Source organism: Agrobacterium sp. NPDC090283 (assembly GCF_044769685.1).
Lineage (GTDB): Bacteria > Pseudomonadota > Alphaproteobacteria > Rhizobiales > Rhizobiaceae > Agrobacterium.
Genome location: NZ_JBIVYG010000021.1, coordinates 65,605 through 90,015 on the forward strand (window position 1 = coordinate 65,605; position 24,411 = coordinate 90,015).

General features: G+C 60.8%; 22 protein-coding genes and 1 tRNA gene. 7 read left to right on the forward strand and 16 right to left on the reverse strand.

Translation table 11 applies throughout. The features are described 5' to 3' along the window. Positions 1–79 precede the first annotated feature (79 nt). Positions 80–955, reverse strand: a complete 876-nt coding sequence (pdxY, locus tag ACIQUH_RS23960) for a pyridoxal kinase PdxY (RefSeq protein WP_400819794.1) — start codon at positions 953–955, stop codon at positions 80–82. A 226-nt stretch (positions 956–1,181) separates the two neighbouring features. Between pdxY and ACIQUH_RS23965 the strand changes: the two genes are divergently transcribed. Next, positions 1,182–2,642, forward strand: coding sequence for a phosphatidylserine/phosphatidylglycerophosphate/cardiolipin synthase family protein (locus tag ACIQUH_RS23965; protein WP_400819797.1), 1,461 nt, complete (start codon positions 1,182–1,184; stop codon positions 2,640–2,642). A gap of 49 nt (positions 2,643–2,691) precedes the next feature. After that, entirely contained in the window at positions 2,692–3,537 is an 846-nt protein-coding gene (locus ACIQUH_RS23970; RefSeq protein ID WP_400819800.1) for an endonuclease/exonuclease/phosphatase family protein, read from the forward strand. A gap of 48 nt (positions 3,538–3,585) precedes the next feature. Here the strand turns inward: ACIQUH_RS23970 and ACIQUH_RS23975 are convergent, their stop codons facing one another. The 4 genes from ACIQUH_RS23975 to ACIQUH_RS23990 form a co-directional block, all read right to left on the reverse strand. Continuing rightward, positions 3,586–3,789 carry a hypothetical protein gene (locus ACIQUH_RS23975; protein ID WP_400819802.1) on the reverse strand — a complete coding sequence of 68 codons (204 nt, stop codon included), beginning with the start codon at positions 3,787–3,789 and terminating at the stop codon, positions 3,586–3,588. Positions 3,790–4,079: 290 nt separating this feature from the next. Further along, positions 4,080–7,274, reverse strand: coding sequence for an efflux RND transporter permease subunit (locus tag ACIQUH_RS23980; RefSeq protein ID WP_400819804.1), 3,195 nt, complete (start codon positions 7,272–7,274; stop codon positions 4,080–4,082). Positions 7,275–7,405: 131 nt separating this feature from the next. Further along, positions 7,406–8,593 (reverse strand): efflux RND transporter periplasmic adaptor subunit, encoded by a 1,188-nt coding sequence (locus ACIQUH_RS23985; RefSeq protein WP_080815881.1) that lies wholly within the window; start codon positions 8,591–8,593, stop codon positions 7,406–7,408. 182 nt (positions 8,594–8,775) lie between these two features. Next, positions 8,776–9,582, reverse strand: coding sequence for an alpha/beta hydrolase fold domain-containing protein (locus tag ACIQUH_RS23990; protein ID WP_400819807.1), 807 nt, complete (start codon positions 9,580–9,582; stop codon positions 8,776–8,778). A gap of 248 nt (positions 9,583–9,830) precedes the next feature. On the opposite strand from ACIQUH_RS23990, the gene ACIQUH_RS23995 reads away from it, so the two are divergent. Next, positions 9,831–10,730: a LysR family transcriptional regulator gene (locus tag ACIQUH_RS23995; protein WP_400819809.1), complete on the forward strand. Its 900-nt coding sequence runs from the start codon at positions 9,831–9,833 to the stop codon at positions 10,728–10,730. A 24-nt stretch (positions 10,731–10,754) separates the two neighbouring features. On the opposite strand, the gene ACIQUH_RS24000 is transcribed toward ACIQUH_RS23995, so the two are convergent. Continuing rightward, positions 10,755–11,654: a LysR family transcriptional regulator gene (locus tag ACIQUH_RS24000; RefSeq protein ID WP_400819811.1), complete on the reverse strand. Its 900-nt coding sequence runs from the start codon at positions 11,652–11,654 to the stop codon at positions 10,755–10,757. A 197-nt stretch (positions 11,655–11,851) separates the two neighbouring features. On the opposite strand from ACIQUH_RS24000, the gene ACIQUH_RS24005 reads away from it, so the two are divergent. Beyond that, complete coding sequence (locus ACIQUH_RS24005; protein ID WP_400819813.1) at positions 11,852–13,033, forward strand: MFS transporter; 1,182 nt, start codon at positions 11,852–11,854, stop codon at positions 13,031–13,033. 59 nt (positions 13,034–13,092) lie between these two features. Beyond that, positions 13,093–13,926 carry an aldo/keto reductase gene (locus tag ACIQUH_RS24010; protein WP_400819815.1) on the forward strand — a complete coding sequence of 278 codons (834 nt, stop codon included), beginning with the start codon at positions 13,093–13,095 and terminating at the stop codon, positions 13,924–13,926. A 149-nt stretch (positions 13,927–14,075) separates the two neighbouring features. On the opposite strand, the gene ACIQUH_RS24015 is transcribed toward ACIQUH_RS24010, so the two are convergent. Continuing rightward, positions 14,076–14,150, reverse strand: a tRNA-Gly gene (locus ACIQUH_RS24015). 387 nt (positions 14,151–14,537) lie between these two features. Here ACIQUH_RS24015 and ACIQUH_RS24020 point away from each other — a divergent pair. Further along, a complete protein-coding gene (locus ACIQUH_RS24020; RefSeq protein WP_004443464.1) occupies positions 14,538–14,759 on the forward strand; it encodes a hypothetical protein in 222 nt (73 codons plus the stop codon). A gap of 76 nt (positions 14,760–14,835) precedes the next feature. Here ACIQUH_RS24020 and dps read toward each other — a convergent pair whose 3' ends face one another. The 9 genes from dps to ACIQUH_RS24065 form a co-directional block, all read right to left on the reverse strand. Further along, positions 14,836–15,324: a DNA starvation/stationary phase protection protein Dps gene (gene dps / locus ACIQUH_RS24025; protein ID WP_400819817.1), complete on the reverse strand. Its 489-nt coding sequence runs from the start codon at positions 15,322–15,324 to the stop codon at positions 14,836–14,838. A gap of 122 nt (positions 15,325–15,446) precedes the next feature. Then, positions 15,447–16,205 carry an ABC transporter ATP-binding protein gene (locus tag ACIQUH_RS24030; RefSeq protein ID WP_400819819.1) on the reverse strand — a complete coding sequence of 253 codons (759 nt, stop codon included), beginning with the start codon at positions 16,203–16,205 and terminating at the stop codon, positions 15,447–15,449. Continuing rightward, on the reverse strand, positions 16,202–17,170 hold the full coding sequence (locus ACIQUH_RS24035; protein ID WP_400819821.1) for an iron chelate uptake ABC transporter family permease subunit: 969 nt from the start codon (positions 17,168–17,170) through the stop codon (positions 16,202–16,204). The genes ACIQUH_RS24030 and ACIQUH_RS24035 overlap by 4 nt, the downstream gene beginning before the upstream one ends. Next, positions 17,163–18,128: an ABC transporter permease gene (locus tag ACIQUH_RS24040; protein ID WP_400819824.1), complete on the reverse strand. Its 966-nt coding sequence runs from the start codon at positions 18,126–18,128 to the stop codon at positions 17,163–17,165. Before ACIQUH_RS24040 ends, ACIQUH_RS24035 begins: the two co-directional genes overlap by 8 nt. Positions 18,129–18,345: 217 nt before the next feature. Further along, positions 18,346–19,284, reverse strand: coding sequence for a siderophore ABC transporter substrate-binding protein (locus ACIQUH_RS24045; protein WP_400819827.1), 939 nt, complete (start codon positions 19,282–19,284; stop codon positions 18,346–18,348). A gap of 392 nt (positions 19,285–19,676) precedes the next feature. Beyond that, positions 19,677–19,934 (reverse strand): hypothetical protein, encoded by a 258-nt coding sequence (locus ACIQUH_RS24050; protein ID WP_400819830.1) that lies wholly within the window; start codon positions 19,932–19,934, stop codon positions 19,677–19,679. Positions 19,935–20,061: 127 nt separating this feature from the next. Beyond that, positions 20,062–21,579, reverse strand: coding sequence for a tripartite tricarboxylate transporter permease (locus ACIQUH_RS24055; protein ID WP_020809148.1), 1,518 nt, complete (start codon positions 21,577–21,579; stop codon positions 20,062–20,064). Positions 21,580–21,686: 107 nt separating this feature from the next. Continuing rightward, positions 21,687–22,181: a tripartite tricarboxylate transporter TctB family protein gene (locus tag ACIQUH_RS24060; protein WP_400819833.1), complete on the reverse strand. Its 495-nt coding sequence runs from the start codon at positions 22,179–22,181 to the stop codon at positions 21,687–21,689. Then, positions 22,178–23,122: a Bug family tripartite tricarboxylate transporter substrate binding protein gene (locus tag ACIQUH_RS24065; protein WP_400819835.1), complete on the reverse strand. Its 945-nt coding sequence runs from the start codon at positions 23,120–23,122 to the stop codon at positions 22,178–22,180. The genes ACIQUH_RS24060 and ACIQUH_RS24065 overlap by 4 nt, the downstream gene beginning before the upstream one ends. A 297-nt stretch (positions 23,123–23,419) precedes the next feature. Here ACIQUH_RS24065 and ACIQUH_RS24070 point away from each other — a divergent pair, with 297 nt between their 5' ends. Next, positions 23,420–24,409, forward strand: a complete 990-nt coding sequence (locus ACIQUH_RS24070) for an alpha/beta hydrolase (protein ID WP_400819837.1) — start codon at positions 23,420–23,422, stop codon at positions 24,407–24,409. The last annotated feature ends 2 nt before the right edge of the window (positions 24,410–24,411 follow it).

A 24,411-nucleotide genomic window follows, 5' to 3' on the forward strand; every position in this document is an offset into this window, starting at 1 on the left:
GCGAAACCGCTCCGATTTCCTGTTGCCGCATTTCCGGACGGAAAACCAAGGGCCACTTTTCCTGGAAATGCTCCAGCCGCTATTTGCGCTTGCTGCGTGAAGGATGCAAGAGATGACGCATCTGCACCATGGCCATGGGTGTGGAGAGACTTGAAGAGTCCGTCTCCAGCGTCAGTTCGTTCATCTCGCGTTTTTTGGTGCGGGCCAGAATTTCAAACACGCTGGCGGTTGCGAGCTGCAGCGCCTTTTCATCGTCCAGCCCCTCCAGCAGGCGGGCGAGGAACAGCGCCGACATCAGGTCGCCGAGGCCGTTCGGCGCGTTCTCTATGGCGCGATGTTCGGCAAGCAGGGCGTGCCGGCCGCTGAGATAAAGATTGCCGGTGCCGCCCGTCATCATCGGCACGGCCGAGGTGACCAGCATTTTTGGCGGGCCCAGCGCAAGCGCGGCATCCATGATGGCATTGTTGGTCTCAAGTTCCGCGCCGCTCATCCAGGCCAGTTCGTAACGGTTCGGCGTGGCGACGGTGGCAAGCGGGATGAGGTGGTCGCGGATGGCTTCGGCGGTCTCGAGCGGAATGTAAAGCCCGCCCAGGTCGCCCATGACCGGGTCGCAGGCGTAGATCAGCGACGGGTTCTTTTCCTTCAGATTGCGGATCAGCCTTGCGACGGAACGCACCTGCGCCGCGCTGCCGAAATAACCGGTCAGGACAGCCTTGACCTCGCCGATCCATTTGGCGTTTTCGAGGTCGGTCATGGCCTTGTCGAAATCGTCGTCCTGAAAGCGCATGCGGGTGGAAGGGCCGTGGCCGGGATGCCAGGGCATGACGATGGTCGGCACCGCCCAGACGGGATAACCGAGTGTCTCCAGCGCGAAAACGGCGGCACGATTGCCGACGGAACCACGCATGACATGGCTGGAAATGACGATGACGGCGCCCTGTGTATTTTCCTGCATCACGGCCTTCTTGCTTTCAAACGAGGCAGAAAGCCCGCAAGTGCACCCCGCCTTGCCACTGCCCAAAGATCAAGATGCGCTCTCATGACATATCGCAAGGCCGGTTTCTACCTTTAATCCCGCAAGGGTCTGTCCCGCAAAAGCATGGCGTGGTCAGCTTCTTTGTCTCTGCCGGCGCGACCTGCCTGTCATTGCGAGATTGCCGAAGTACTCTATAGTTGTATTCATGCTCGATCTCGTCATTGCCTATTGGCCGCATATCCTTGCCGTTCTCTCCATTTTGATGGGCACCGTGGCGGCCGTGCATGCCACGATGACGAAGGAGGAGGTCCGCTCCGCGCTTGGCTGGGTCGGCGTCATCGTGCTGTCGCCCATCATCGGCGCGGTCATCTATGCCATTGCCGGCATCAACCGCATTCGCCGGTCGAACATCACCCAGCAGCGGTCCTTCATGCAGGACGAGATCATGGATCGCGTGGCGCGTCTGGATGCCGGCGGCGACATGATAGCCGCGCGCTTCGGACGCCGTTTCGAGGCGATGAAGACGCTGGGCGACCGGGTGACACGCCATGCGCTGACGACCGGCAACGGCATCGAGCCGCTGGTGACGGGGGATGCCGCCTATGCTGCCATGCTGGAGGCGATCGGCGAGGCGAAGCGGTCGATCATTCTCGAAACATATATTTTCGACAATGACCGGATCGGCGCCCGCTTTGTCGCTGCACTGGAAAGGGCGAAGTTCCGTGGCGTGGAGGTGCGGGTGCTGGTGGATGCGGTGGGTGCGCGTTATTCGGTGCCGAGCATCCTGCCGACGCTCAGGGAAAAGGGCATCGTTTGCGATGTCTTCAACGGCAATGTCATCATGGGGTTGCGGCTGCCCTATGCCAATCTGCGCACCCACCGCAAGATCCTCGTGGTGGACGGTCGCATTGCGTTCAGCGGCGGCATGAATATCCGCGAGGGTTTCACCCAGGAATTCGGCGGCGAAAGCCAGTCGCACGACACGCATTTCAAGATCACCGGGCCGGTTGTATCGGATTTTTTCTCCATCGCGGCGGAGGACTGGCGTTTCACGACAGGGGAGCTTCTGGATGCGCCGGTCTGGGATATCGCCATTCCCGATGGCGTACCGGGCTCGCAGATCGTTGCCCGCGTCTGCTCCTCCGGGCCGGACAAAAGCATCGAGACCAGTCACAAGATGCTGATGGGCGCGTTTTCCGTCGCGCGCTCCTCCATTCTCATCATGTCGCCCTATTTTCTCCCCGATCGGGAGCTTATTTCGGCGCTCATAACCGCAGCGAGGCGGGGAGTCGTGGTGGATATCATCGTGCCGCAAAGCAACAATCTGGTGCTTGTGGACAGGGCGATGACGGCGCAGTTCGACCAGATGCTGAAGAATTACTGCCGCATCTGGCGGGCGACGGGGGCTTTCAATCATTCCAAGCTGCTGGTGATAGACGGGCGCTGGAGCTACATTGGTTCTTCCAATCTTGATCCCCGTTCGCTGCGCTTGAACTTCGAGATCGATCTCGAAGTCATGGATGAGGAATTCGCCGCGACAATCGGCGAGCGCATCCGGGATGCACGGGCAACCGCCTTGCCCGTCCGGCTCAGCGAACTGAATGCGCGGCCATTCGTTGTCCGTTTTGTGGAGCGTGTCCTGTGGCTCGCTTCGCCTTATCTTTAGAGTGCGGTGCGTCCGACAGGGTGCTGCGCGAGACCGGAGGCATAAACGCGTGAAAAAGAACGGTTTGCTGGATGATGAAAAAACGGCCTTGACGAAAAACACCAGCCTGTCCGCCTTCGTCATGCAGTCGCTGCGCGACCGTCGCCAGCGCCAGAATGCGGCGCCAGCGACGAAAGACCATTCCCACCCCGTCATCGCCTCCTACAATGTGCATAAATGCGTCGGCCGCGACCGCAAGTTCGATCCTGACCGCACCAGCCGCGTTATTCAGGAAATCGGTGCCGATATCATTGCCCTGCAGGAGGCGGACAGCCGTTTTGGCGAGCGGACAGGCCTGCTCGATCTCGCCCGGCTGGAACGGGAAAGCGGCCTTGTTCCCGTGCCGGTGCAGGCCGGCGTGAAGGCGCATGGCTGGCATGGCAATGTCGTGCTGTTCAAGGAAGGGGCGGTCAGGGATGTGCATACGCTGAAATTGCCGGGGCTGGAGCCGCGCGGCGCGCTCGTCGTGGAGCTGGATCTGAAACGCGGCGGCACGCTCAGGGTCATCGCCGCCCATTTCGGGCTTCTCCGACATTCCCGCGCCCAGCAGGCGAAAGCATTGATCGGCCTTCTGGAAGCACGCAATGAATGCGCGACCATTCTCATGGGGGACCTGAATGAATGGCGTCTCGGCAACGGCTCGTCGCTCAATACGTTCCGGGATGCTTTCGGCGGCCTGCCGCCGGCAGTGCCGAGTTTTCCGTCCAACCTGCCGGTGCTGGCGCTCGACAGGATCATCGCCAATCGTGAAGGGCTGATCGAGCAGGTGGAGGCCCATGACAGCGCGCTGGCGCGCATCGCCTCGGACCACCTGCCGCTGAAAGCCGCGATCCGGACCGACCTGCTTCCGGCCTGATCCTGCTGCGGCACGGTGTGCCGCGAGCAAAGGTGAAAGCGGGCCGGCTTAAACCCGTTGCGCCGCCGTCATGTGACTGCGCGAGCGTGCTTCCAGCAAGGATGTGCGAATGGCTTCCATCAGCCGCTCGCGATTGTTTCTGGTCTTGCCTCTGTCGAGATTTTGCGCGGAAAGCGCGAGATCAAGACCCTCATGCATCACTATCGAATAGGCAACGATCGTTGCCCAGTTCTCGTAGTCCTGCTCCATCATGTCGCCCCTGAACTAAATCATTTAGTCCGAATCACCCTGTTCTTGGGAATTTACCACAAAATACAAAGCATAAAATAGCATCGTTTCTTGCCGTTCTGTCGAGCTGGTGCGGATATATTGATTTTTGACAGGTTCAATGCGGGACAATATAGGTGATTTTTTCACTTAAGCATTTGAAACTGATTCTATTTCAGTGGAGTCGCATAGACGTTTCTACCATGAAAAACGCCGCGCATCTGATGATGCGCGGCGGGCTTGCTTTGAAGGTGGCGGTGGATGGGAGTGTGGTCTCAGCCGGCCTTTTCGAGCTTGTAGTCCGAATTGGCCGGTTCTTCCTGCTTGTGCTGGATGAGCGGGCGGTTGCCCGCCAGCTTGCGCACCAGCACATAGAAAACCGGTGTCATGAAGATGCCGAAGAAGGTTACGCCGATCATGCCGGAGAACACCGCGACACCCATGGCGGCGCGCATTTCAGCACCCGCACCGGTGGAGATGACCAGCGGCACCACGCCCATGATGAAGGCGAGCGAGGTCATCAGGATCGGGCGCAGGCGAAGCCGGCTTGCCTCGATGGCCGCCTGAAGCGGCGTTCGTCCTTCAAATTCCAGCTCCCGGGCGAATTCCACGATCAGGATCGCGTTCTTCGCCGAAAGACCCACAAGGACGACAAGGCCGATCTGCGTAAAGATGTTGTTATCCCCTCCCGTCAGCCAGACGCCTGTGAGGGCCGCAAGGACACCGAGCGGGACGATCAGGATGATCGCGATCGGCAAAGTGAGGCTTTCATATTGCGCAGCGAGCACGAGATAGACGAGCAGCAGTGCAAGCGGAAAGACCACGATGCTGGAATTGCCGGCCAGAATCTGCTGGTAGGTCAGGTCCGTCCACTCGTAATCGACGCCGGCGGGCAGGGTTTCGGCGAGGATTTTTTCAATCGCCGCCTGTGCCTGTCCCGAGGAGAAGCCCGGTGCCGGTCCGCCGTTGATATCGGCCGCAAGGAAGCCGTTATAGCGGTTGGTACGTTCCGGTCCCGTCGTCGCATCCACCTTCAAGAGCGTCGAGAGCGGGATCATCTGACCCGTTGCCGAACGCACCTTCAGGCGGCCGATATCTTCCGCATGGGCGCGAAACTGCGAATCTGCCTGCACCCGAACGCTGTATGTCCGCCCGAAGGCGTTGAAGTCGTTGACATAGAGCGAGCCAAGATAGATCTGTAGCGTCTGGAACACGTCGCTGACGGAGACACCTAGCTGTTCCGCCTTGGCGCGGTCGAGATCGGCAAAGAGCTGCGGCACGTTGATCTGGTAGCTGGAGAAGATGCCCGCCAGCTCAGGTGTCTGATAGGCCTTGCCGATCACCGCTTTCGTTGCTTCATCGAGCGTCTGGTAGCCGTAGCCGGCGCGGTCTTCGATCTGCAGCTTGAAGCCGCCCGTCTGGCCGAGGCCGTTGACCGGCGGCGGCGGGAACATGGCGATGAAGGCATCCTGAATGCCCGCATATTTCTGGTTCAGCTGCATGGCGATGGCGCCGCCGGAGAGCTCCGGTGTCTTGCGCTTTTCGAAGTCATCGAGAACCGCAAAGACGATGCCGGAATTGGAGCCAATGGTGAAGCCGTTGATCGACAGGCCCGGGAAGGCGATGGCGTGGCTGACGCCGGGTGTTTCCAGGGCGATGTCGCTCATGCGCTTGATGACGTTTTCCGTGCGGTCAAGCGTTGCGCCATCGGGAAGCTGGGCAAAACCGATCAGGTACTGCTTGTCCTGCGCCGGCACGAAGCCGCTCGGCACCGTCGTAAACATGCCGTAGGTGGCGGCCACCAGCGCCATATAGACGATCATGACAAGGCTCTTTCGCGTCACCAGCCCGCCGACGGTCTTGCCGTAGCCGTTCGATGCCGCGCCGAAGGCACGGTTGAAGCCGCGGAAGAACCAGCCGAGGATTTTGTCCATGAAGCGGGTCAGCCAGTCTTTCGGCGCGCCGTGTTCCTTCAGCAGCAGAGCGGCAAGGGCGGGCGACAGCGTCAGCGAGTTGATCGCCGAAATGACGGTGGAGATGGCGATCGTCAGCGCGAACTGCCGGTAGAACTGACCGGACAGGCCGGAGATGAAGGCAAGCGGTACGAAGACGGCGACCAGAACCAGCGCAATCGCGATGATCGGGCCGGACACTTCGCGCATGGCCTTATAGGTGGCGTCACGCGGCGAGAGTCCGTTTTCAATGTTTCGCTCGACGTTTTCGACGACCACGATGGCGTCATCCACCACGATGCCGATGGCCAGCACAAGGCCGAACAGCGTCAGCGCGTTGATGGAGAAACCGAAGGCATACATGACGGCGAAGGTGCCGATGATCGAAACCGGAACGGCGATCAGCGGAATGATCGAAGCGCGCCAGGTCTGCAGGAAAAGGATGACGACAAGCACCACGAGGCCAACGGCCTCGAGGAGTGTGTCAACGACCTTCTCGATGGAGGAGCGCACAAATTTCGTCGTATCGTAGACGATCTCGTATTTCACACCGTCAGGCATTGCCAGCTGCAGATTGTCCATGGTGGCACGGACATTGTCGGCGATTTCGATGGCGTTGGAGCCCGGAGCCTGAAGCACGGCGACAGCCACGGCAGGTTCGCCGTCGAGCAGCGAGCGCAGCGTGTAATCGGCCGCACCCAGTTCAATGCGGGCGACATCGCGCAGGCGGGTGATTTCACCATTGGCGCCGCTCTTGACGATGATGTTGCCGAATTCTTCCGGCGTCGTCAGACGGCCCTGGGCATTGACGTTGAGCTGCAGGTCGACACCATTAGGGCTTGGCGAAGCGCCGATGACGCCGGCTGCGGCCTGCACGTTCTGCTGGCGGATGGCGTCGGAGACGTCGCTGGCGGCCAGATCGTGTTCGGCCACCTTCTGCGGGTCGAGCCAGACGCGCATGGAATAGTCACCGGCGCCGAAGACCTGCACCTGGCCAACGCCTTCGATGCGGGCAAGCCGGTCCTTGACGTTCAGCGTCGCATAGTTGCGCAGATAGGTGATGTCATAGGCGTCGGTCTTCGAGACGAGGTTGACGACCATGATGAAGTCGGGCGAGCTCTTGACTGTCGTGATGCCGAGCGCGCGGACTTCCGCCGGCAGGCGCGGTTCGGCCTGCGACACGCGGTTCTGCACCAGCTGCTGCGCCTTATCGGGATCGGTACCGAGCTTGAAGGTGACGGTCAGCGTCAGCACGCCGTCAGAGGTTGCCTGGCTGCCCATATAGAGCATGTCCTCGACGCCGTTGATCTGTTCTTCCAGCGGTGTCGCGACGGTTTCGGCGATAACGGTCGGGTTCGCGCCGGGATAGGTGGCGCGCACGACGACGGATGGCGGAATGACTTCGGGATATTCCGAAATCGGCAGGGCGCGCATGCCGAGAAGGCCTGCCACCACGATCAGGATCGACAACACGCCGGCGAATACCGGCCGGTCGACAAAAAATCTGGAAATATTCATATCCAGTCCCTCTCCGGGTCTTTGGGAATGCGAAGGCCGTTCCGGCGGCAATTCTGCCGCCGGTGAAGGCCGGTTCTGTCTGAAGGGGCGTCTCGCGAAAGCGCGGGACGCTTACTGATCAAAGAGGCGGGTTACTGCGAGGCAACCTTGTCTTCCGCCTGCGGTGCGATGGTGGCACCGGGACGGATGCGCTGCAGGCCGTTGACGACGATCGTATCACCGGCGGCAAGGCCGCTTTCGATGATGCGCTGGCCATCAGCCGGTGCGCCGGGCTTGATCTGGCGGTAGCTCACCTTGTTTTCGGCATCGACCACGAAGACGAAACGCTTGTCCTGATCCGTGCCGATGGCGCGGTCGCTGATGACGATGCGGTTTTCCGGCTTCGGTTCGCCCATGCGCACCCGCACGAACTGGCCGGGAATGAGCCTGCCATCCGGATTTTCGAAGACGGCGCGGACACCGATGGTGCCGCTTGCCGAATCCACCTGGTTGTCGATCAGGTGCAGCGTGCCCTTGATCGGCGTGCCTTCATCCGAAAGCGTGCCGATTTCCACCGGGATCTGTTCGAGAGCCGGCAGGGCGCCGTCCGTCTGCGGCAGTTCGGCAAGGGCCTTGGCCACCACGCCTTCGCTGGCATTGAAGCTGGCATAGATCGGGTTGACCGATACCAGTGTCGTCAGCGCCGGCGATGTGGAGCCGGCGGCGACGAGGTTGCCGGCGGTGATTTCAATGCGGCCGACACGACCGGAAACCGGGGCGAGGATTTCGGTGTAACCAAGATCGAGCTGCGCCGTGGTCAGTGCGGCGCGGGCGGCGCGAAGCTGGGCTTCGGCATCCGCAAACGAGCTTTGACGCTGGTCGAGATCGCTCTGGGAGATGGTGCGATTGTCGGAAAGCCGGCGGCCACGGTCGAGTTCCGTTTTCGCAAGGCTGACCTTGGCTTCAGCGGAAGCGACCTGGCCCTCAGCGCCGGCAACGGCGGCCTGATAGGGGGCGGGATCGATGGTGAAGAGGGGGTCGCCTTCCTTCACCAGCGCGCCTTCGCGGAAATGTACGGCCTTGATCTGGCCGGCGACGCGGGAGCGGATCTGCACCCGGTCAACGGCTTCGAGACGGCCGGAAAATTCTTCCCAGCGCATGACGTCACGGCTTTCAACCTTGGCGACGGTGACCGGGATTGCCGGTGTTTCGGCAGGCGTGGAAGCGGCCGTCGCATCGCGGCTGGTGGGCAGGTCGAAAAACAGTGCTGCGGCTGCAACGGACATAGCAAGCCCGATACCGGCGCCCGTCAGGGCCCGGCGCTTTGTGTTCAGCGTCATGGGTTTCTCCTTGGCTCCCGATCAGGAGCCGGTCAGTTTATCTATCTCTTTGTTTCGTCGCACGATCCGGACGTAAAACCGCTACGCACTTTTACTGGACATGCTCAAACTCTTTAGTTCTGTCGCATTTCCGGACGGAAAACCGGTGGCCACTTTTCCTGGAAATGCTCTCGATGCGGTATTCAGTGTCTCAACTGGTCAACGAAGGTCTTGAACTCCGAACAGACGGATGAGACCCATCCGCCGCCCTCTCCTTGATAAAGCCCCGTCCAGCCGACGCCGGCGGGGAAAACATGGCTCCGGACACTGACACCGGAGGCGATGAGCCTGTCAGCATAACCGACCGTTTCGTCGCGCAGAGGGTCGTCCTCGGCGGTAAAGATCAGTGCCGGCGCCACCCGGTTCAGCCGCGTGCACTGGCAGGGCGCGGCATAGGGGTGGAAAAACCCGCACGCCTTGGCAAGGTAATGGCTCCAGCCATCGGCCCAGCGCTGGCGCATGCCGATCCTGTCCGCGTCGCGGAAGGATTCCGTCGTCATCATCGGGTCGATCATGGGCGACAGAAGAATCTGGCCTGCGAGTTTGCCCGGCATGCGGTCACGGGCCTTCAAGGCAAGCCCCGCCGCCACATTGCCGCCAGCCTCTTCGCCGGCCACGAACAGCAGCGATTTCGCGCCGCCATAATGCTTGCGGTCCCGACTCAGATGATCGAGCGCCTCATAGGCGCAATCGATGACCATCGGAAACTCGTTGCCGGACGGCTTGCTGTAGTCGGCTTCCACGACCACTGCGCCGCTTTCCGCAAGCGCGCGGGCCACCGGAAGCTCGGGGCAATTGCCGCCCGGCTCGATACCGGGTTCCAGAAACGATCCGCCGCGCAGATAAAGCACGACAGGCGGATGGCTGCAGAGGCAGGAACCTTCATAACGGCGCACGGAGAGCTTCGACGCGGACGTCTCGCTACCCATATTTTCCCAATGCGCGTTCATGACTCCAGATCCTTTGCGCCACCACTTAAAGCGTGTTGCGATCCTTCGGATACGCTCCTGCGCTTTAAGTTTTTATCTTGCCACATGTCGTCACCGCAAAACCGCAACGCGCTTTTGCGCGACATGCTTGAGGTGGATCATATTGCAAAATCTGAAATCCATATTATTGTTCGGATCGAAACGATCAAGCATGCAAAATTGAAAACACTATTCCGAAATCACGGATAATCATATCTCCGAGGCAGTGAATGGATCAGCTCTCCGCCATGCGGGTTTTTACGCGGGTCGTGGAAACCGGCAATTTCAGCCGCGCCGCCACCGCGCTGAACATGCCGAAAACCACGGTTACCAATATGGTGCAGGCGCTGGAGGCGCATTTGCAGACCACGCTTCTCAACCGCACCACGCGGCGGGTGATGCTGACAACGGACGGCGCTCTCTATTATGAGCGGGCATCACAGATTTTATCGGAAATCGAAGAGTTGGATGGCAGTATGTCCAGCGCGCAGGTGCAGCCCTCCGGCCGGTTGCGGGTGGAAATGGCCGGTGTCTTCGCGGACCTGGTGGTTATCCCACATCTTTGCGAATTTTACCAGCGTTATCCGCAAATCCGTCTCGACCTCGGCGTCGGCGACCGTCTGGTCGACTATATTGCCGAAAATGTTGACTGTGCGCTCCGGGTCGGCGTGCTGCGCGATCAGTCGCTGATTGCCCGTAAAGTCGGTGAACTCCGGTTCGAGACCTTCGCCTCGCCCTTCTATATCGAAAATTTCGGCATGCCGCGCGAACCGGAGGATCTGGAGAAGGATCATTATTCGGTCGGCTATCTCAATGCCACCACCGGCCAGATCATGCCGGCCTCCTTTGACAACGGCGTGCGCAGCGTCGAGCTGACCCCGAATTATGTCGTCTCGGTCAATGACAGCCGCACCTATCTCAATGCGGCTCTGGCCGGCATGGGCATTGTGCAACTGCCCGTCTTCATGGTGAAGGATGCGCTCTCGCGCGGCGAGCTGGTGCCGGTGCTTTCCGAATGGCGGCGCGAGGCCATGCCGATCTATGTGGTTTATCCGCAGACCCGGCATGTGACCAACAAGGTCCGCGTTTTTGTCGACTGGCTGGCGAAGCTGGTGCACGGGCTGGTGTGAGGCGACCAAACACTTCCGGCGCAATCACCGCCCGACCCTTGCGGCGACGAAATCGATGAAGGCGCGCACACGCGCGGCCAGATGCTCGTGGCCGGCATAAACGGCGTGGATCACCTCCATGTCCTCGGCATTATAGTCCTCAAGGACAGGAACGAGCAGGCCGGCCTTGATATCCGGTTCGATATGAAATTCCCCGACCCTTCCCAGTCCGAGACCCGTCAGGCAGAGCCTGCGCATGGCCATGCCGCTATTGACGGAGGCATTGCCGGTGATGGGGAGGCGGTAAACCTCGGCCGAACCGGGGTCGCGGAAAGGCCATTCGTTCAAACTGCGGCTGAAATTGAAGCTCAGGCAATTGTGACGGGCCAGATCCTGCGGTGTTTCCGGCATGCCGTGTTTTTCGATATAGGCGGGGGAGGCGACGATGACCCGGCGGACCTCTTTCAGCTTTCGCGCCTTCAGCGATGAATCGCCCATCGCGCCGGAGCGGATCGCAATATCTGTGCGTTCCTCGATCAGGCTGATGACGCCGTCGGTCAGCGAAATATCCAGTTCGATTTCCGGATAAAGCGACAGAAATTCCGGCGCGAGCGGCAGGAGATAACGTTCGCCGAAGCCCAGCGTGGCGTTGATGCGCAAAAGGCCGCGCGGCACCACCTTGCCGCCGCTTGCCACGATCTGCTCGGTCTCGGTTATGTCGGCGAGAATGCGCCTTGCCCGCGCAAGATAGACTTCGCCCTCCGGTGTGAGCGTGACAAGCCGGGTGGAGCGGGCCAGCAGCCGGGTGCCGAGGCGGTCTTCGATACGTGTGACAAGCTTGCTCACCGCCGAGGGTGAAAGCTTCAGCCTGCGCCCGGCAGCGGAAAAGCTGCCGAGTTCCGCCGCCGCCACGAAGACTTCCATTTCTCCGGCCCTGTTGTCCATCGCCGCACCACCTGTGAAATCAATTCAAAGGTATTTATCCGATCTTGCCGATTATCATGCAAGTCCCCTTCGCCCATATTGCGTCCATAGATTTGATCCAACCGGACAGCATCGCTGTCGCTGTCCAAATGATCCAAACCGACAGCGTCGCTGTCCAGAACGCCCGCGATCCCGCTCCGGGCGGAGAGGTACTCATCATGCCATTGGCCATATTTGCCCTGACGATCGCGGCCTATGCGATCGGAACAACGGAATTCGTCATTGTCGGCCTGCTGCCGACGGTGGCGACCGATCTTCACATCACCCTGCCGCTTGCCGGCCTCATCGTCAGCGTCTACGCGCTGGGCGTCACCTTCGGTGCGCCGATCCTGACGGCGCTGACGGGCAGGATCGAAAGAAAGCCGCTGCTGCTGGGCCTGATGGCCCTGTTCATCATCGGCAACAGCGCCGCGGCACTGTCACCCAGCTATGAGATGCTGCTCGTTGCCCGCGTCATCGCCGCCTTTGCCCACGGCGTCTTCTTCTCGGTCGGCTCCACCATCGCCGCCGATCTCGTGCCGGAAAACCGCCGCGCCTCGGCCATTGCCATGATGTTCATGGGGCTGACGGTCGCCATCGTCACCGGCGTTCCACTCGGTACCTATATCGGGCAGGTCTTCGGCTGGCGTGCGACCTTCTGGGCCGTTGCCGCCCTTGGCGTCATTGCCTTCCTGGGCATCGCCACGCTTCTGCCGAACACGCTCAAAAAGGCGCCGCCGGCGAGCCTCTTCGATCAGGTCCGGGTTCTCGGTTCCGGCCGGCTGCTTATCGTTTTCGCCATGACCGCGCTCGGTTACGGTGGCACCTTCGTCGCCTTCACCTTCCTTGCGCCGATCCTGCAGGATGTCACCGGTTTCTCCGAGAAAAGCGTCAGCCTGATCCTCGTGCTTTACGGCATCGCCATTGCCGCCGGCAATATTGGCGGCGGCAGGATCGCCAACCATAACCCGGCCAGGGCACTGATCGGCCTCTTCCTGGCGCAGGCCATCGTACTGCTCGTCTTTTCCTTCACGGCCGTTTCGCCGGTTCTGACGCTCATCACGCTTGCCGCGCTCGGCTTCCTGTCCTTCGCCAATGTTCCCGGCCTGCAGCTTTATGTGGTGCAGCTTGCCAAGGAACATCGCCCCGGCGCCGTCGATGTCGCCTCGGCGCTCAACATCGCCGCCTTCAATCTCGGCATCGCCATCGGCGCATGGCTCGGCGGTCTGGTGGTGGAATCGCCGATGGGTCTTGCCGCAACCCCCTGGGTCGGCGCCATCCTCGTCGCCGTCGCCCTGCTGCTGACCCTCTGGAGCAGCGCGCTCGACCGCCGCGCCGCGCTGACGCTGAAAACGGCCTGAGCCTTCATAAATCCCCGGCCGCTCCCAATCCGGCCGGGCAACCTCAAAGGAGAAAATATATGTTTGATGTCACCGCAAATGGCGCTTCGATCCCGGCACTCGGTTTCGGCACGTTTCGCATCCCCGGTCCCGATGTGTTGCGCATCGTTCCCCATGCGCTGAAGGCTGGTTTCCGCCATATCGATACCGCCCAGATTTATGGCAACGAAGCCGAAGTCGGTGAAGCCATCGCTGCTTCGGGCGTGGCGCGCGGCGATGTGTTTCTCACCACCAAGGTCTGGGTCGAAAACTACAGGCACGATGCCTTTCTCGCCTCCGTCGATGAGAGCCTGAAAAAGCTGAAGACCGATTATGTCGATCTGCTGCTTCTGCATTGGCCGAACGAGGCGGTTTCGCTTGCCGAACAGATCGGCGCGTTGAACGCGGTGAAGGAAGCCGGCAAGGTCCGCCATATCGGCGTTTCCAATTTCAGCACGGCGCTGATGGCAGAAGCGGTGAAGCTTTCCCGGGCTCCGATCGTGACCAACCAGATCGAATACCACCCCTATATCGATCAGGACGTGGTTATCGCCGCTGCCAAAGCTGCCGGCATGTCGGTGACGGGTTATTACGGCATGGCCGATGGCAAGGTGTTTACCGATCCGGTGCTGAAAGAGATTGCCGCAGGCCGTGGCAAATCGGTGGCGCAGGTGGTTCTGCGCTGGCTGGTGCAGCAGCAGGATGTCGTTGCCCTTTCGAAAACGGTCAGCGAAGCCCGCGTCGATGAAAATCTCGCCATCTTCGATTTCGAGCTTTCAGCCGGTGAAATGGCGGCGATCCGTTCGCTCGCCACACCGGATGGCCGCATCGTCTCGCCGGAGGGGCTTGCGCCCGTCTGGGATCAGGCTGCCTGATGACAAAGACCGGGGAGGGGATGCTCTTCCCGGTTTCCCGATGCGTGGAAAAGCCTCGTCCATTCTGCACGGCGACGCGTTTTACAGCCCGCGGAAACGACGGGGCTCCCATCGGGGCGGTGAAAACCTATCTGCCTGATCTGGAAATTTGGAGCGGGCGAAGGGATTTGAACCCTCGACCCCAACCTTGGCAAGGTTGTGCTCTACCCCTGAGCTACACCCGCTCAAATCCACCGGTCCGGGGTAGTTCGCTGAACCGTGGGCCGCCGAAGCGGCGACGGGTGCTATATCGCTCAATCGATTTTGGAATGCAACAGTTTCTTTTGCGGTTTCGGTGGAAATCCATCTGCCCGCGGATTTATCCGAAATCTGGCGGGCGTCACGGGCAGGAGCACCGGGGGGATTTCTGCTGAACATATTGTTTCAGCTGGTTTTTATGGCTCTCTCACATGGAGGGCAGCCAGCGGACAGGCCAGAAAATAACCTATTTACATTTGGTTAAAATCTGATTCGACAAGTGATTCGTTCGGGTGTACAAATTCCCTGTCCACGAAAAAATCGAAACGATATTGGGAACGATACTTGGCATATCATCATCGGGAGGATGAGCCTTGTCGTACGCAGCTTTTGAAAGAGTTGGCGCACAATTGTCGCCAGAGCAGATCACCGATCTACAGAATATTTTCGATGGCGTATGTTTCGAGTGCCTTCAAGATCGCAGCAGCCATGTTGCCAATGAGTGCGCAGCGGTTCTGATCCGCAGCGCCCAGCGCGGTATTCTCGACCATGAAATGTTGCGCGATATAGGACTTGCGGTCTTACGTCGGCATTGATTTACGCCATTCCGTTAAAAAAGCGCCCGGGGCATCTCGGGCGCTTTGCTGTTTGTGAGGCGCGAGCCGTTTCCGCTCAGTTCTTTTCCTGCACATGCGCTTCGAGGAACCAGAGCGATTTGTCGAGATCGCGCGAGGCGGCGGTGAAGATGTCAGCCGTCGTCGGGTCGCCGGCCTCGTCGGAATCGTCGATTGCCTTGCGGATCATGTTGGCGACCTCGCCATAACGCTCGATCAGAGCGTCGAGATGATCGTGGATCTTGTAGATATCGGTCGGATAGGCCTTGAGCTTCGTCGTCGAGGAGACGGATTGCAGGCTGCCGAGCGCCGTGCCGCCAAGCTGCACGACGCGCTCGGCAATCGTGTCGCCGTGATTGTCGAGCTGGGTGCGGAACGTGTCGAGAAGTTCATGCACGGCGATGAATTGCGGGCCCTTGAGGTTCCAGTGCGCCTGCTTGGTGACGAGCGCAAGGTCGATCACCGAGGCCAGCGATTCGTTCAGAATGCCGATCACGGTCGACTTGGCGTTGGAAGGCAGGTCGTTCTTCGTCTTGTGCGTCTTCATCGATGTCTCCTGAAGTTGCGGACGGAATGCCGCTTTGGAAAAGTCCGTCGTTTAACGTCCGGGCCGGTGGCCCTGTTCCATGTTAGGCAACATGACAGCGAAAATCCTGCACAATCATCATGTCATTCGTAAAACAGGCAGATTCGCCGGCCGTCTATCTCATTGACGCGGATCGGCATGTCATAGATATCCTCAAGAATTTCCGGACGGATGATCTCCTCCGCCCGCCCCTGATGGCAGATGCGGCCCTCGCGCATGGCGATGATGGTATCCGAATACCAGGAGGCGAAGTTGATGTCGTGCAGCACCAGAACCACGGTCTTCTTCAGCTCGTCGGCGGCGCGGCGCATGATCTTCATCATGCTGGAAGCATGTTTCATGTCGAGATTGTTGAGCGGCTCATCGAGCAGCACATAATCCGTGTCCTGACACAGCACCATGGCCACGAAGGCGCGCTGGCGCTGGCCGCCGGAAAGCTCGTCGAGAAAACGGCTGGCAAGGGGTTCGAGATGCAGATATTCCAGCGCCCGGTCGATATGGACCTTGTCCTCGATGGTGGGGCGGCCCTTCGAATAGGGGTAGCGGCCGAAACCGACGAGATCGCGCACGGTGAGGCGTGAGGAGATATGGTTGTCCTGCCGCAATATGGAGAGCCGCTTCGCCAGCGTATCGGAAGGGGTTTTCGTGACATCCAGACCGTCCACCGTCACGGTTCCGGCGTCCATCGACATCAGCCTTGCGACAATGGAAAGCAGCGTCGATTTTCCCGCCCCGTTCGGCCCGATGATGGAGGTGACGCCGCCCGCCGGAATGGAGACGGAGACGCCGTCGACCACGAGGCTGTCGCCATAGGATTTGCTGATCTGACTGGCGATGATCATCGCGCACCTCGCTTCAGAATAAGACCGATAAAGACGATGCCGCCAAGAAATTCGATGATGATCGAGAGCGCCGTATCGAAAGCGAAAATCCGCTCCAGCACCACCTGCCCGCCGACAAGGCAGATCACGGCAATGAGGATCGCCGCCGGCAGCACATAGGCGTGTTTGCCGTTGCCGGTGAGATAATGGGCAAGGGCGGCGACCAAGAGGCCGAAGAACATGACTGGCCCGACCAGCGCGGTTGAGACGGCGACGAGCACCGAGACCAGCACGAGGATGATGGTGACCGTGCGCTTGTATTCGACCCCGAGGCTGATGGCTGTCGCGCGGCCGAGCGAGAGAACGTCGAGCGTGTGCATCAGGCGCAATCCGATGATGGTCACCACGCCGATGATGATGGCGGAAACGGCAAGAAGGGTGGGATCGATGGAGTTGAAGCTGGCGAAGAGCACATCCTGAAGCACCGTATATTCATTGGGGTCCAGCACGCGCTGCATGAAGCCCGAGAGGCTGCGGAAAAAGATGCCAAAGACGATGCCCACCAGCACCAGCAGATGCAGGCTGCGTTCCGCGCCGACGAAAAGCCAGCGATAGAGCAAAGCGGAGAAGGCGACGAGCAGGGCGGTCTCGGCGAGAAACTTCACCTGCGGATCGATCATGACGACGGTGGCCGAACCGAAGACGAAGATCAGCCCCGTCTGCATCAATACGTAAAGTGAATCGAAACCCATCACCGACGGGGTGAGGATGCGATTGTTGGTGACCGTCTGAAACAGCACGGTGGAGACGGCGATGGCATAGGCCACCAGCAGCAGCGACAGAAGCTTGATGCCGCGAAAGGGCAGCACGAAACTCCAGCTGCCCTTTGCGCCAAGCGTCATGAAGGCGGCAATGGAGATGAGTGCGAAAGCCGCAAGCACGATGAGAACGGTTTTTGCCCGCCGGTCGGGATGTCTCTCACGCATGGTGGCGTTTCCGCAGCAGGAGATAGAGGAACAGCGCGCTGCCGATGACGCCGACCACGGTTCCGATCGGTATTTCGTAAGGCGCGCGCACGGTGCGGCCGATGATGTCGCAGGAGAGAACGAAGACCGCGCCGAGCGTCGCCACCCAGGGCACGGAGCGGCGCATATTGTCGCCGATCATCAGGCTGACGACGTTCGGCACGATCAGGCCGAGAAAGGGGATCATGCCGACCGTGACGACCACGACGGCGCTGACCAGCGAAACGATGGTGAGGCCGAGCGCCATGACGCGGCGATAGTTGAGGCCGAGATTGGTGGTGAAATCGCGGCCCATGCCGGCCACGGTAAACCGGTCGGCGGCGAGATAGGCGGCGATGGCCAGGATGAAACCGACCCACAGCAATTCATAACGGCCGCGCAGCACGCCGGAAAAATCCCCCGTCATCCATGCGCCGAGCGATTGCAGGAGATCGAAACGATAGGCGAAGAAGGTGGTGATGGCGGAGATGACGCCGCCCAGCATGATGCCGATCAGTGGCACCAGCAGCACGTCGCGCAGCGGCACTTGCCGCAGGATACGCAGGAACAGCGCGGTGCCTGCCAGCGCAAAAACGGCGGCCACCAGCATCTTGCCGAAGATCGGCGTGTCCGGCGCCAGCAAGGTCACGACCAGAAGGCCGAGGCCGGCGGATTCGGTGGTGCCTGCCGTCGAGGGCTCCACGAAGCGGTTGCGCACCAGCATCTGCATGATGAGACCTGCAATCGCCATCGAGCTTCCGGCCAATATCAGCGCCAGCGTGCGCGGTATGCGGCTGACCAGCAGCACGCGCAGCGCATCCGTGCTGGTATCAGGCGCAAAGAGCGTGGCCAGCGAGACGTTGCTGACGCCAACGAACAGGCTGGTGATGGCGAGCACCAGAGCCAGAAGAAGGGCAAGGATGAGAGACAGGGATTTCACGTCGATGGTGTTTCGAAAATGGCAGAGGTTTTCAGCGATCCTGCAGCTTTCCGGGAGAGCGCCAAACTTTCCACCGTCATCCTCGGGCTTGACCCGAGGATCCACAGGCTGTTGCTAACGATCGATCCCCGGGTCAAGCCCGAGGATGACGTCGCGTGTGGAGCAGCCTCCGAGAGCGCGTGTGAAGCAGCTTTCACAAGCCGATGCCCTGCGGTCTTTAAGACTTCTTCTCGGAGACGGCCTTGTAGACCTGATCGAGCAAAGTGGTGAGCGCGGTATAACCGCTGCTGACGATATAGGCCACCTGCGGATCGAGATAGACGATCTGCTTTTTCTTCCAGGCATTGGTCTGGTGCACCAGCTCGTTGTCCAGCACCTGCGCGGCTGCCTTGCCGGGGTCGGTGGCGCGACCGATGCCGGCGTCGCGGTCGATCACGAACAGCCATTCGGGATTGACCTCGGCGAGATATTCGAAGGAGACGACATCGCCGCGGTCGAAGCGGTCATCAATATCTGCGGCAACCGGCTTGAAACCGATTTCGGTGTGCAGCCAGCCGGTGCGCGAGCTCGGGCCATAAACGCCGACCTTGCCGGCATTGGTGACGAGGATCATCGCCGTACCGGAATTGGGCGCGATTTCCTTCAGCTTCGCCACCTTTTCATCGATCGCGGCATCGAGCTTCTTGGCTTCCTCCTGTTTGCCGAAGATATCGCCGAGCTTGGTAATGTTGGCCTTGACGCTTGCGATGAACTCCTTGGAATCGACCGACATGTCGATGGCCGGCGTGATCTTCGCGACATCGGGATATTTCGCCCGCGAGCGGCCGCCGACGATGACGAGATCGGCCTCGGCCGCATTGATCGCCTCGTAGTCGGGTTCGAACAGTGTGCCGACCTTCAGATATTTGCCATCGGCATATTTCTGCAGATAGGTCGGCAGGTTGGAGCCGACGACACCGGCGGGTTCGACGCCCAGCGCATCGAGATTGTCGAGCGAGGGAATATCGAGAACCAGAACCTTCTTCGGCGCCGCCTTCAGCACGGTCTCGCCCTGCGCGTGCTTGATCGTCATTTCCTCAGCGCTCGCAGTCATCGCGCCGAGGCTGAAGGCCGCTGCCGCCAGCAGCCGAACGGGGAAGGTGAAGTTGATGGCCACTTATATGTCCCTTGCACTATGTTCCGAGCCGGCGGGAGGTTGTTCCGCCGGGTTAACTTGATGTTGGCGATCAGCTTTATTGGCAAGGTCGGCGGAAATCAAAATTATGTTTTAGAACGGTTCTGAATTGCGGTGAGCGGGAAATGTGGGGCAGTGAAACACGCGCTCATCTCTCCCCGTCATCCTCGGGCTTGACCCGAGGATCCACTGCGGCGGGGTTGATGGATCCTCGGGTCAAGCCCGAGGATGACGTCGAGGGTTGAGCGAGGATCGGCGCCAGTGCCGTGTGCCATCTTCGGGTGCGCGGCATGTGACGGCGCGGGCGTGCCCCGATGGTGGGGCAGACCCGGCTTGTCCCTGCGCAATTGCATTCCGAACGTGACTGCCGTGTTTTAATCCGGCGGCCAGTCGCCGACGATGTCGCGCCTCTCCAGCTTCAGCGATCGGTCCGGCTGAACACGATAGGTTTCAATCGCATACCGTCCATCGTCCATGACAAATTCGTTGCTGAGCGTGCTGCCGATGGGGGATTTGGTCAGCTTGGTGCGGGGCTGTCCGCCATAGGTGATGCTGCCGGGAATGGGCTCGACATCGGGGGCGGTGGTGCAGCCGGTAAGCGCCAGAACCATCATGATCGCGATCGTGCGCATGTTTTTCTCCTGCGGTTGGCGCAATTCTATCATGGGCGTGCGCGCATCACACATCCCGTTGGCGTGAATAAAAAAGGCCCCGCATCCGAAGATACGGGGCCAGTTGCCTTGGGAGGTTCCTGGTTTCTCAGTCCTCGTTGGCGGCAAGCTGGGTCAGCACTTCGCCACGGCCGCGGATACGCATGATCAGCGGAATGATAAAGGCGGCGGCCGCAACGATGAACAGGCCAACGGCGATCGGCGAGGTGAACAGCACCGTCGGGTCGCCCTGGCCGATGGCGAGCGCGCGGCGCAGCTGCTGCTCGGCGAGCGGGCCGAGGATGAGGCCAACGACCGCAGGCGCAATCGGATAACCGAAGATGCGCATGATGTAGCCGAGGATACCGAAAGCGAGCAGCATGCCGAGTTCGAAGACCGACGGGTTGGCGCCGATGGTGCCGAGTGTCGCAAACAGCAGGATGCCGGCGTAAAGCCATGGCTTCGGAATGGTCAAGAGCTTCACCCACAGGCCAACGAGCGGCAGGTTGAGCACCAGCAGCATCAGGTTGGCGATGAACAGGCTGGCGATCAGGCCCCAGACGAGCTGCGGATTGGTGGCGAACAAAAGCGGGCCGGGCTGCAGGCCATATTGCTGGAAGCCGGCGAGCATGATGGCGGCGGTCGCCGTCGTCGGCAGGCCGAGTGTGAGCAGCGGCACCAGCGTGCCGGCGGCGGACGCATTGTTGGCGGCTTCCGGACCGGCCACGCCTTCGATGGCGCCATGACCGAATTCTTCCGGATATTTGGTCAGCTTCTTTTCGGTGGCATAGGACAGGAAGGTGCCGATTTCAGCACCGCCCGCCGGCATGGCGCCGATGGGGAAGCCGATCAGCGTGCCGCGCAGCCAGGCTTTCCAGGAGCGTGCCCAGTCCTGCGCGCTCATCCAGACCGAGCCCTTCACGGCTTCGACCTTGTCCGGGCCGGTGCTGCCCTGCGCGACGATGAACAGCGTTTCGCCGATGGCGAACATGGCAACCGCAAGCGTCGTCACTTCCACACCGTCGAGCAGATCGGGAATGCCGAAGCTCATGCGGGTCTGGCCGGTCAGCTGGTCGATGCCGACGATGGCGAGCGCAAAACCGATGAACAGCGAGGTGAGACCGCGCAGTGCCGAATCCCCGAAAGCGGAGGATACGGTGACGAAGGCGAGAACCATCAGCGCGAAATATTCACGCGGGCCGAAGACCAGCGCCAGCTTGACGATATAGGGCGCGATGAAGGCAAGCGCGATGGTGGCGATGAGGCCGGCGACGAAGGAGCCGATGGCGGCGGTGGCAAGGGCCGGACCGCCTCTGCCCTTGCGGGCCATCTTGTTGCCTTCGAGTGCGGTGACGATCGAGGCGCTTTCACCCGGCGTGTTGAGCAGGATCGAGGTGGTCGAGCCGCCATACATGCCGCCGTAATAGATACCGGCGAACATGATGAGCGAACCGGCGGGATCGAGCCTGTAGGTGACGGGCAGAAGCAGCGCCACCGTCAGCGCCGGGCCGATGCCGGGCAGGACGCCGACGGCGGTGCCGAGCGTGACGCCGATCAGCGCATAGAGCAGGTTCATGGGTTGGGCGGCAACCTCAAGACCGTGCAGCAGGAATTCAAAGGTACTCATGGACAGATGTCCCCCAAGTGGACCCGATGGGCGGGCGGAACGGCTGGCGTATGCGTCATCGCGCGCCTGCGGTTTCCTGTGATCTCGAATTTTGGTCGGAATGGCTGTTAGAACAACAGCCGTTCCAGAGGCCCGGCGGGCAGCGAAAGCTGCAGCAGCCGCGCGAAGATGAACCAGATGAAGAAGCTGAGCGCGATGCCGATGGGGATCGAATACCAGAGCTTGCGTTTACCGAAGGCACGCGCCGTAAAGGCGAAAAGCAGGCCGGTGGCGATGGAAAAACCCGCGACGTTGAGCAGCAGCATCTGCGCGGCAAGGCCGGCGACGACCCAGATGACCGGGGCGATTTCCTGCTTGTCGCGTTCGGGAAAATCACCGCGCCAGGCCTCAATGGCCGTCCAGAGCGCCAGGCCGACAAGACAGAAACCGATGGCGTAAGGCACCGTCGCCGGGCCGACCGGCGAATAACCGGTGACGCTGGCGAGGCGGGCGCTGTCCCAGAAGATCACTGAGGCGATGAGAACGAGGAAGACGGCGATCGCCAGCGCCGCCCAGTCAGGGCGGCGCTTTTGATGCTCTAGAGGGTTGGAACCCTGGCTCATTTTACCAGTCCGATGTCTTTGAGGATGGCGGCGGTGGCGTCGGTGTCCTTGGCAAGCTGTGCCTTGAAGTCGTCACCGGCGAGATAGGTATCCATCCAGCTCTTGGTCTTCAGGGTTTCCTGCCACTTGGCGGACTTCACCAGCTTTTCGATGTCGGCATTAACGGCCTTTTCCTGTTCCGGCGTCAGGCCGGGAGGAGCGGCGACCATGCGCCAGTTCTGGACGACGACATCGAGACCGCTTTCCTTGAGCGTCGGGGCATCGACGCCTTCCAGCTTCTCTTCGCTGGAAACGGCGAGCAGACGCAGCGTGCCGGCCTTTACCTGGCTTTCAAATTCGCCATAGCTCGAAATACCGGCCGTAACCTGCGAGCCGAGGATCGAGGCAAGGGCTTCGCCGCCGCCGGAATAGGCGATGTAGTTGATCTTGGTCGGATCGACGCCGGCCGCCTTGGCAATCAGGCCAACGGCGATATGGTCGGTGCCGCCGGCGGAGCCGCCGCCCCAGGACACGCTGCCCGGGTCTTTCTTCAGCTGGTCGACGAGGTCGCCGATGGTCTTCAGCGGCGAGGATGCCGGAACGACGATGGCTTCATATTCGCCGGTCAGGCGGGCGATCGGCGTGACTTCCTTGAGGGTGACGGGCGCATTGTTGGTGAGGATCGCGCCGACCATCACGTAACCGCCGACGATCAGCGCGTTCGGGTTGCCCTTCTGCTGGCTGGCGAACTGCGCAAGACCGATGGTGCCGCCGGCGCCCGGTACGTTCTGCACCTGAACGCTCTTGGAAATGCCTTCTTCCTGCAGCACGGTCTGCAGGGAACGTGCGGTCTGGTCCCAGCCGCCGCCGGGATTGGCCGGCGCGATGATGGTGTAGTCCGCCGCAACGGCCGGAAGAGCGATCACGCCCGCCAGAAATGTGCCGATAAGAAAATGCTTCACTTGGAAAACCCTCCTCAGGATGCCCTTTTGGGCGTCGTTTTTCGTTTATGCGGAAGGGATTTCAGACGCAGCCGTGCCGGCGCTGAAAACTCAGCGTGGAGCCTTGGCAATCGTCCTGGATTTCCTCCCGCATCTTCTTCCGCCTCCACGGAATGAAGAAGGATTGCAGAGCATCACAAAAAGCTGTCATCTAACTGACGCTACGCAAGTCCTTGCACATTTACTCTCTATTAATTTCCGCCGGGCGTCTACTGCGGCGTGTGGCGCCAAGCTGTCTTGAAGGGAAGATGGATTGTAATGGGGTTCACCGAGAGAGACTGGAATGTGGAACGCTCCGGCTTTGCGCTCAGGGGCAGTCTGTGCCTGCCCGGCTGTGACGGCCCTTATCCCATCGTCCTTATTCTTCAGGGAAGCGGCCAGGTCGACCGCGACGGCAATGTGGGCGGAAGCGGCGCCGGCCTTTACGCCAAGCTTGCCAGGGCGCTTGCCGGATATGGCGTTGCGAGCTACCGTTATGACAAGCGGGGCGCCGGCTCCAGCGGCGGCAATTTTCTCGCTGCCGGCTATCGGGACTTTGTCGAAGACGCCAAAGCATGCTGGGAGGCGCTCACCCTCGCGCCCTTTGGCGATCGCGGCCGCATGTACATGCTCGGTCACAGCGAAGGCACTGCCATTGCCGCCCAATTGGCGTCGAGCCTCGCCCACCCGCCGCGCGCTCTCGTCCAGCTCTGCCCCTTCGACGACAGCGCGGAAACCATGTTGATCAATCAGGCGGAAGGCATAGACCGCGAATTGCCCGGCGTGCCCGGCCTGCTGGGTATCCTGCTGCGCCTCGCGCGTCGTATCGTCGGCCCTTACGGCCAGCACATGCGGCGGAAGCTCGCGCATGTGCGCAAGCTTGACGGCGGCACCGTGCGTCTCGGCCCCACGCGCGTCAGCGCCCGCTGGCTGCGGGAATTGATCGATCTGGACGTCAACGGTCTCTACCGCGCCGTGCCTTGCCCCATGCTGCTGATCGCCGGTGAAAAGGACCTGCAATGCACCCCCGAAAGCGCCGAACGTCTGGCCCGGCTGGCTTTCGCACCGACGGAATTTCATGTGGTGCCGAACATGATCCATCACCTCTCGGTCCGTGAGGGGCAGCCGGCGCTTCTGGATATGCGCGATATCGATGCGCTTCCGCTCGCGCCGCAATTGCTGGCGCTTCTTGAAAGCTGGTTCGCCCGCGAAAGAGCCGAAGATTTGCCGCCCGAACCCGGCGTGCCTCCGTTATCTGAAGCGTATTGAAC

What these genes read in the sequence shown, in the direction of transcription:
- pdxY (WP_400819794.1), bottom strand. Translation starts at nt 955, where the DNA reads ATGCAGGAAAATACACAGGGCGCCGTCATCGTCATTTCCAGCCATGTC.
- ACIQUH_RS23965 (WP_400819797.1), top strand. Translation starts at nt 1,182, where the DNA reads ATGCTCGATCTCGTCATTGCCTATTGGCCGCATATCCTTGCCGTTCTC.
- ACIQUH_RS23975 (WP_400819802.1), bottom strand. Translation starts at nt 3,789, where the DNA reads ATGATGGAGCAGGACTACGAGAACTGGGCAACGATCGTTGCCTATTCG.
- ACIQUH_RS23980 (WP_400819804.1), bottom strand. Translation starts at nt 7,274, where the DNA reads ATGAATATTTCCAGATTTTTTGTCGACCGGCCGGTATTCGCCGGCGTG.
- ACIQUH_RS23985 (WP_080815881.1), bottom strand. Translation starts at nt 8,593, where the DNA reads ATGACGCTGAACACAAAGCGCCGGGCCCTGACGGGCGCCGGTATCGGG.
- ACIQUH_RS23990 (WP_400819807.1), bottom strand. Translation starts at nt 9,582, where the DNA reads ATGAACGCGCATTGGGAAAATATGGGTAGCGAGACGTCCGCGTCGAAG.
- ACIQUH_RS23995 (WP_400819809.1), top strand. Translation starts at nt 9,831, where the DNA reads ATGGATCAGCTCTCCGCCATGCGGGTTTTTACGCGGGTCGTGGAAACC.
- ACIQUH_RS24000 (WP_400819811.1), bottom strand. Translation starts at nt 11,654, where the DNA reads ATGGACAACAGGGCCGGAGAAATGGAAGTCTTCGTGGCGGCGGCGGAA.
- ACIQUH_RS24005 (WP_400819813.1), top strand. Translation starts at nt 11,852, where the DNA reads ATGCCATTGGCCATATTTGCCCTGACGATCGCGGCCTATGCGATCGGA.
- ACIQUH_RS24010 (WP_400819815.1), top strand. Translation starts at nt 13,093, where the DNA reads ATGTTTGATGTCACCGCAAATGGCGCTTCGATCCCGGCACTCGGTTTC.
- dps (WP_400819817.1), bottom strand. Translation starts at nt 15,324, where the DNA reads ATGAAGACGCACAAGACGAAGAACGACCTGCCTTCCAACGCCAAGTCG.
- ACIQUH_RS24030 (WP_400819819.1), bottom strand. Translation starts at nt 16,205, where the DNA reads ATGATCATCGCCAGTCAGATCAGCAAATCCTATGGCGACAGCCTCGTG.
- ACIQUH_RS24035 (WP_400819821.1), bottom strand. Translation starts at nt 17,170, where the DNA reads ATGCGTGAGAGACATCCCGACCGGCGGGCAAAAACCGTTCTCATCGTG.
- ACIQUH_RS24050 (WP_400819830.1), bottom strand. Translation starts at nt 19,934, where the DNA reads ATGCGCACGATCGCGATCATGATGGTTCTGGCGCTTACCGGCTGCACC.
- ACIQUH_RS24055 (WP_020809148.1), bottom strand. Translation starts at nt 21,579, where the DNA reads ATGAGTACCTTTGAATTCCTGCTGCACGGTCTTGAGGTTGCCGCCCAA.
- ACIQUH_RS24060 (WP_400819833.1), bottom strand. Translation starts at nt 22,181, where the DNA reads ATGAGCCAGGGTTCCAACCCTCTAGAGCATCAAAAGCGCCGCCCTGAC.
- ACIQUH_RS24070 (WP_400819837.1), top strand. Translation starts at nt 23,420, where the DNA reads ATGGGGTTCACCGAGAGAGACTGGAATGTGGAACGCTCCGGCTTTGCG.